General features: G+C 61.6%; 4 protein-coding genes. 3 read left to right on the top strand and 1 reads right to left on the bottom strand.

All coding sequences use genetic code 11. The features are described from left to right. Positions 1 to 81: 81 nt before the first annotated feature. Positions 82 to 1,284, top strand: a complete 1,203-nt coding sequence (locus tag EU811_RS13850) for a tyrosine-type recombinase/integrase (protein WP_142938951.1) — start codon at positions 82 to 84, stop codon at positions 1,282 to 1,284. A gap of 221 nt (positions 1,285 to 1,505) precedes the next feature. Then, positions 1,506 to 3,668 (top strand): tyrosine-type recombinase/integrase, encoded by a 2,163-nt coding sequence (locus tag EU811_RS13845; RefSeq protein WP_238703408.1) that lies wholly within the window; start codon positions 1,506 to 1,508, stop codon positions 3,666 to 3,668. A 172-nt stretch (positions 3,669 to 3,840) separates the two neighbouring features. Here EU811_RS13845 and EU811_RS13840 read toward each other — a convergent pair whose 3' ends face one another. Then, positions 3,841 to 5,364 (bottom strand): SulP family inorganic anion transporter, encoded by a 1,524-nt coding sequence (locus EU811_RS13840; protein ID WP_142938949.1) that lies wholly within the window; start codon positions 5,362 to 5,364, stop codon positions 3,841 to 3,843. A gap of 178 nt (positions 5,365 to 5,542) precedes the next feature. On the opposite strand from EU811_RS13840, the gene EU811_RS13835 reads away from it, so the two are divergent. After that, positions 5,543 to 5,923 carry a MerR family transcriptional regulator gene (locus tag EU811_RS13835; RefSeq protein WP_142938948.1) on the top strand — a complete coding sequence of 127 codons (381 nt, stop codon included), beginning with the start codon at positions 5,543 to 5,545 and terminating at the stop codon, positions 5,921 to 5,923. Positions 5,924 to 5,999: the final 76 nt, after the last annotated feature.

Here is a 5,999-nt window from a genome sequence, read left to right as displayed (position 1 = left end):
GGTTTTTTTACCGGACTAAGTCTCCAGTTCACGGTGTGTGTCGTGGGTTCCAACCGTGTCTGGGAGGCGCATGATTTTCTCATGAATTTCTCAGAGTCTGACTTTGCGCCCCGTCGCGTAGAGGACCTGGATGTCAGCGATCTTGGACGTGTTGTTTCCCGTTCCGGAGTCCCGGGATTCGTCGTTGTTGACGCGTTGGAGAAGGAGTTCGGGCCAGGGACGGAGTACCTGCTCGAACTTGCGGCGACAGACTATTCGACGCAAACGCTTCGAACCTATGCCTTGTCGCTGCTACGGTTCCTACGATTCTTATGGGCTGTTGATGTCAGCTGGGACCGGGCCACGTCCGTCGAAGCGCGCGATTTCGTGTTGTGGGCCCGTCAGGCAGAGAAGTTTGTGGGGAACCGGAGCGATCCCCAGCGACGGGGGAGCAGGAACCTGGTCACCGGGAAGAAGCACCTGGGGATGCGTTACTCCCCCGCCACGATCAACCACACAACGACTGTCTGCAAGGCTTTCTATGCCTATCAGCTTCGCGTGGGCAGTGGGCCCATCGTGAATCCCTTTGATCTTCGCCGCGGGCGCGCTCATGCGCACCACGCCCCTGACCAGGAGTTCATGATCGGGAGGCGGCAACCCTTGCGTCAGCGTGAACAACACCGGGTGCCTCGGTCAATCCCGGACGGGAAGTTCAACGACCTTTTTCGCCGTTTGCGGTCCAACAGGGACCGTGCCTTGGTGGCGTTCTACGTCAGCAGCGGAGCACGGGCCAGCGAACTGCTCGGCCTGACCGGGGACCGCGTTAATGTCGGGGACCAGCTGATCGGGGTCTACCGGAAGGGAGGCCAACTGCAGTGGCTGCCCGCTGCCCCGGATGCCTTCGTCTGGCTTCGGCTCTATCAACTCGAAGGTGGTGTTGCCGGTCCGGACGAGCCAGTTTGGCTCACGTTGCGGGGTGAGCCACGACCTTTGAACTACGACGCCATGCGGGCTGTCCTGAAGCGTTGCAACGACATACTCGGAGCGAACTGGACCCTGCACGATTTACGGCACACGTTCGCGATCCGGGCGCTCGAGGGAGGAATGGGCCTTCACGAGGTCCAGGAACTGCTGGGGCACCAGTCACTGAATACGACCACCGTCTATACCTCTCCGCACATGGAGGACGTCATCGAGCATTACCGCACCAAAATGGCCACCAAAGCTCCTACTTCCAGCGATCGATCACCGGCCGGGCAACCCTATGATCCTGACGAGTTGCGGGTGCTCTGGGGGAACCAGTGAAAGCCACGCCGCCCGAGGGGACCCGCGCCGCGCGACGAAGCTGGAATGACCTCACTCCGTTGCCGCAAGAGGAGCACGCCCTACCTGCACCTGAACCGGTCCCGCCAGGTCCTCTGAACACGGCCTCCATTGAAACCATCATCGGCCGTCTGGTCGATTGCGGTCCCTATTGGCCGCGGGTTGAACGACATCGATCACGGATCAGGCGAATCCTCGGTCACTTGAGCCAGTTGCCGGGCGAGACCTGGCAGGACCGCTGGACGCTATTCGAGGATCAGGTTGGCGATGACACTCTGAAGTGGCGGGTCAGGCTGTCAGCCGAGGCACCGCATCCTGGGGGTCACAACGAAATTCAGGCACTCCATGCAGCGATGGGTCCCCTGCTTGCCTTGGACGTCATGCGCCCTTCCTACGGGTGGATCACTGCTCAGCGCTTCGCGTTCTGGAAGGCGCTCAGCCACTTTCGGGACCCTGTTCATACTGCTGAGGTCGAGCAAGCCCTGGTACGGGCCACGAGTTCAGCGGTTCAGGCGAATAACGGCCTGCTTACTTTGGGGCGTATTCAAGCCCATACCGGCAAGTCCATTCGCCAGATCACCGCCGAAGACATACTCGAACTGACCGCACAAATGCCGGGAAGGATGATCAACTTTAGCCGGAGCGGGCTGAACGCCGTTTGGCCTGCGCTGCATGGTTTGGGATGGATAAGCCACGAATCCGGGGCCATGCCCTCACGGAGGCGACGGGGACAACGAACCGTGGAGGAACTGGTCGACTACTACGACATCACCGGCCCTTGCCGGGAGCCGCTCATCCATTACCTGAAGGTGCGCTCGGCCAGCCTGGACTACTCCTCGGCCTATGGTTTGGCCAGAAACCTGGCTGGCGTTTTCTTCGCCGACATCCTGAAACACTCGCCTGACCAACACACGTTCGCCTTAACACCGCAGCAAGCCGCTGGCTGGAAGAGTCGCGTGAAATTCAAGGTCGACGGGACGCCACGCCGTGATGCTCACGCCATCTACTTCGCCGTCCGGGCGTTCTATCTAGACATCAGCCAGTGGGCGCTTGAAGACGCGTTCTGGGCGCAATGGGCTGCCCCAACCCCCATAACCTACGCTGAAACACGCGGTTATCTGAAGCTTCGACGCACCACCACGGCAACCATGCAACAACGAACCCGGGAACTGGCTCCCGTCCTGCCCCGCCTGGTCGAGGCGGCCGAACAGGCCCTCCGCGCCGCCGAGGAAATCTTGGCTGCTGCCACCGCGGCCGGTGCCGGCAACTCTATCGACGTGGCTGGTGAGAGTTGGGAAGTCTTCCAGGCCAGTGACCAAGCACCGGTACGGATACGTCGTGATGGGAAGGATCGGGACGTTTCCTTCGAGGAAGACAACGCGTTCTGGGCTTGGGCACTGATGGAGACGCTCCGCCACACAGGGGCAAGGATCGAAGAAGTCCTCGAACTCGTCCACATGAGCATTCAGCCCTACAAAGTTCCGGCAACCGGGGAAACCATCCCGCTGCTGCACGTCGCCCCAAGCAAGACCGACACCGAGCGGCTCATGGTGGCCAGTCCCGAACTCGTCCACGTCCTCTACCGGATCCTCTCGCGGATAACCAAGGCCACAGGCAGCGCTCCTCTGACACAACGCTGGGACCCAGCCGAGAAAGTGCTCAGCTCGCCCTTGCCTCACCTGTTCATACGCCGTTACGGCGCCGGGCCCTACCGGGTTCTGTCAACGGCCACCGTCGCAGCGCTGCTCAATGATCTGGCAAAGCGCGCGAACATCAAGGTCGGTGGATCCGAGGTCAGGTTCACCCCGCACGACTTCCGACGCATCTTCGCTACCGAGGCCCTCTCCAGCGGCCTGCCGCCCCACATCGTTCAAGTGCTGATGGGCCACGCCAGCCTGGCCACTACACAGGGATATGCAGCGATCTACCCCCAAGACGTCATCCGGCACCACCGCACCTTCATCGAGAAACGGCGCGTCACCCGCCCTACCGAGGAATACCGCGAACCAACAGCCGCCGAATGGGATGAATTCGAGGCCCACTTCGTCCAGCGCAAACTCAGCCTCGGCAGCTGCGGCCGCGCCTACGGCACAGGCTGCCAACACGAACACGCATGTCTGCGCTGCGCTCTCCTCCGTCCCGATCCCACCCAGATCAACCGGCTTCAAGACATCATCGATAACCTTGAAGAACGCATCACCGAAGCCGAACAGCACGGCTGGCTAGGTGATGTTGAAGGGCTTCGCGTCACGCTCAACAGTGCCGAAATGAAACTCGCGCAAATGTATAAGCTGCAGAACCCCCAGGACCGAGCAATCGTGGAACTCGGAACCCCGCGAGTCCGGAACATGAAGGAATCCAAGTGAATGATCACCGGACGGACGAGCAGGATGCGCAGGTTAGCCGGAACCTCTCGGACAGTGGTGTCGGTTCAGGAGTCTTCTGCACTCATTTCTGGCCGCATATTCAAACCCTGCGGGATCCTAGATGAGGACCCTTCCCCCCACGGAGGAAAGGACCTCACCGGTGATCGGCGGGTCAGTGGCCGGCGCCGAGTTTTCCTCCGAGGCGTTCGCGCATGAGAGTGCTCGCGTCGTTAAGACCGATGATCTTCACGTCTTTGCCGTGGTGGTGGTATTTCTCGGTGATTGCGTCCAGCGCGGCGATGGTGGAGGCGTCCCAGAGGTGGGAGGCGTGCATGTCGATGACGACGTGTTCGGGGTCCAAGGCGTATTCGAACTGGGTGTAGAGGTCGTTGGAGGAGGCGAAGAACAGTTCGCCGTCGACCACATACGTGGCTGTTTCATGGCCGCCAATGGTCTTGACGGTCCGTTCGACAGTGACGAAGTGCGCCACGCGGCGGGCGAACAGGACCATGGCCACGAGCACGCCGACACCGACGCCGATGGCGAGGTTGTGGGTGGCGACGGTACCGATGACGGTAGCGAGCATGACGATGGTTTCGCTCTTGGGCATCATCTTCAGGGTTCGGGGGTGGATGCTGTGCCAGTCGAAGGTGGCCACGGAGACGAAGATCATGACGGCCACCAGTGCGGCCATGGGGATCACGGAGACTATGCCGCCCAGGACCACCACCAGGATCAACAGGAAGACGCCGGCCAGGAAGGTGGAGATCCGGGTGCGGGCGCCGGAGGCTTTGACGTTGATCATGGTCTGGCCGATCATTGCGCAGCCGCCCATGCCCCCGAAGAAACCGGTGACGACGTTGGCCACGCCCTGGCCCCATGCTTCGCGGGTCTTGTGGGAGCGGGTGTCGGTGACGTCGTCGACCAGCTTGGCGGTCATGAGGGATTCAAGCAGTCCCACGAAGGCCATGGCCAGGGCGAAGGGGAAAATGATCTGCAGGGTCTCGAGGCTGAACGGCACGTTCGGGATGAACAGTGTCGGCAGGGAATCGGGCAGATCGCCCTTGTCGCCGACGGTGGGAACCGCGACAGCGGCGAAGACAGTGATGAGGGTCAGGACCACGATGGCAACCAGCGGTGCCGGAACGGCCTTGGTGAGCTTAGGCAGGCCGAAGACAATGACCAGACCCAAGGCCACCAGGGGGTAGACCAGCCACGGAACGCCGAGGAGTTCGGGGACCTGGGACATGAAGATCAGGATGGCCAGGGCGTTGACGAAGCCGACCATGACCGAGCGGGGAATGAACCGCATGAGTTTGGCGACCCCGGAGAGTCCCAGGATGATCTGGAAGATGCCGGCAAGGATGACGGCGGCGACGAAGTAGTCCACTCCATGGGACTTCACCAGCGGGGCGATGACCAGGGCGATCGCGCCGGTGGCCGCGGAAATCATGGCCGGGCGCCCGCCCACGAAGGCGATCGTCACGGCCATGGTGAAGGAGGCGAAGAGCCCGATCCGCGGGTCGACGCCGGCGATGATCGAGAAGGCAATGGCCTCCGGGATCAGGGCCAGAGCGACGACGAGTCCGGCGAGGACCTCTGTCTTGAGCCGGCGCGGAGACATCAGGGTTCCCCGCACGGATTGGAGCTGTTCAGGAGTGAATGCCGGCGAGTGTCCGGCTTTGGTGACGGCCATTGCTGGCTCCGTTCATGGTCAAGAAGACGCGCGAGTGCGGCTTCGTTCTGCGAAGGAATGAGGGGCGCAGCGCCGCGCCAGGAAGAGGGGGAACTAGTCTTGAAGGTCTCACCCCAACTACCTAAACCCTACCCTAACGTGATGGTAGGGTTTAAATCAGAACAGGACGGAGGCGCTGATGACGGCTAAGACCAGCAGCACCAACACCATGCACATCGGCGAACTGGCAGAGCGGACCGGCCTGTCCCTGCGGACCATCCGCCACTATGACGATGTGGGGCTGCTCCCTGCAACAGCGCGAACAGATGGCGGGTTCAGGGTGTTCTCGGAAGAGGATTTCGAACGCCTCATGGTCATCAAGCAGATGAAGCCCCTGGGTTTCTCATTGGAAGAAATGGCCGAGATCCTTGGCCTCCTTGCCACCGCGGAGGGCGCGGAACCTGAACGAACCGGGACGCTGGCGGGATTCTTGGAGCGGGCCGTCCATCAGCGGGCAAAGATGGCGCGGAACTTGGCCCAGGCCGATGAGTTCATCGAAAGGCTTAACGGCCGGTCCTGAGTAATCCGGCATGCCGGGCGGGGGTGACTCCTCTTCGCTGCATGGGCACACGTCCACCCTCAGTAGTCCGGATAAG

Source organism: Arthrobacter sp. TS-15, from assembly GCF_006964045.1.
GTDB lineage: Bacteria > Actinomycetota > Actinomycetes > Actinomycetales > Micrococcaceae > Arthrobacter.
Note: the sequence above shows the minus strand (reverse complement) of the source record. Positions and strands in the feature narration are given on the sequence as shown.

Coding starts and splice junctions, on each gene's coding strand:
- EU811_RS13835 (WP_142938948.1), top strand. CDS start 5,543: ATGACGGCTAAGACCAGCAGCACCAACACCATGCACATCGGCGAACTG.
- EU811_RS13850 (WP_142938951.1), top strand. CDS start 82: ATGAATTTCTCAGAGTCTGACTTTGCGCCCCGTCGCGTAGAGGACCTG.
- EU811_RS13840 (WP_142938949.1), bottom strand. CDS start 5,364: ATGGCCGTCACCAAAGCCGGACACTCGCCGGCATTCACTCCTGAACAG.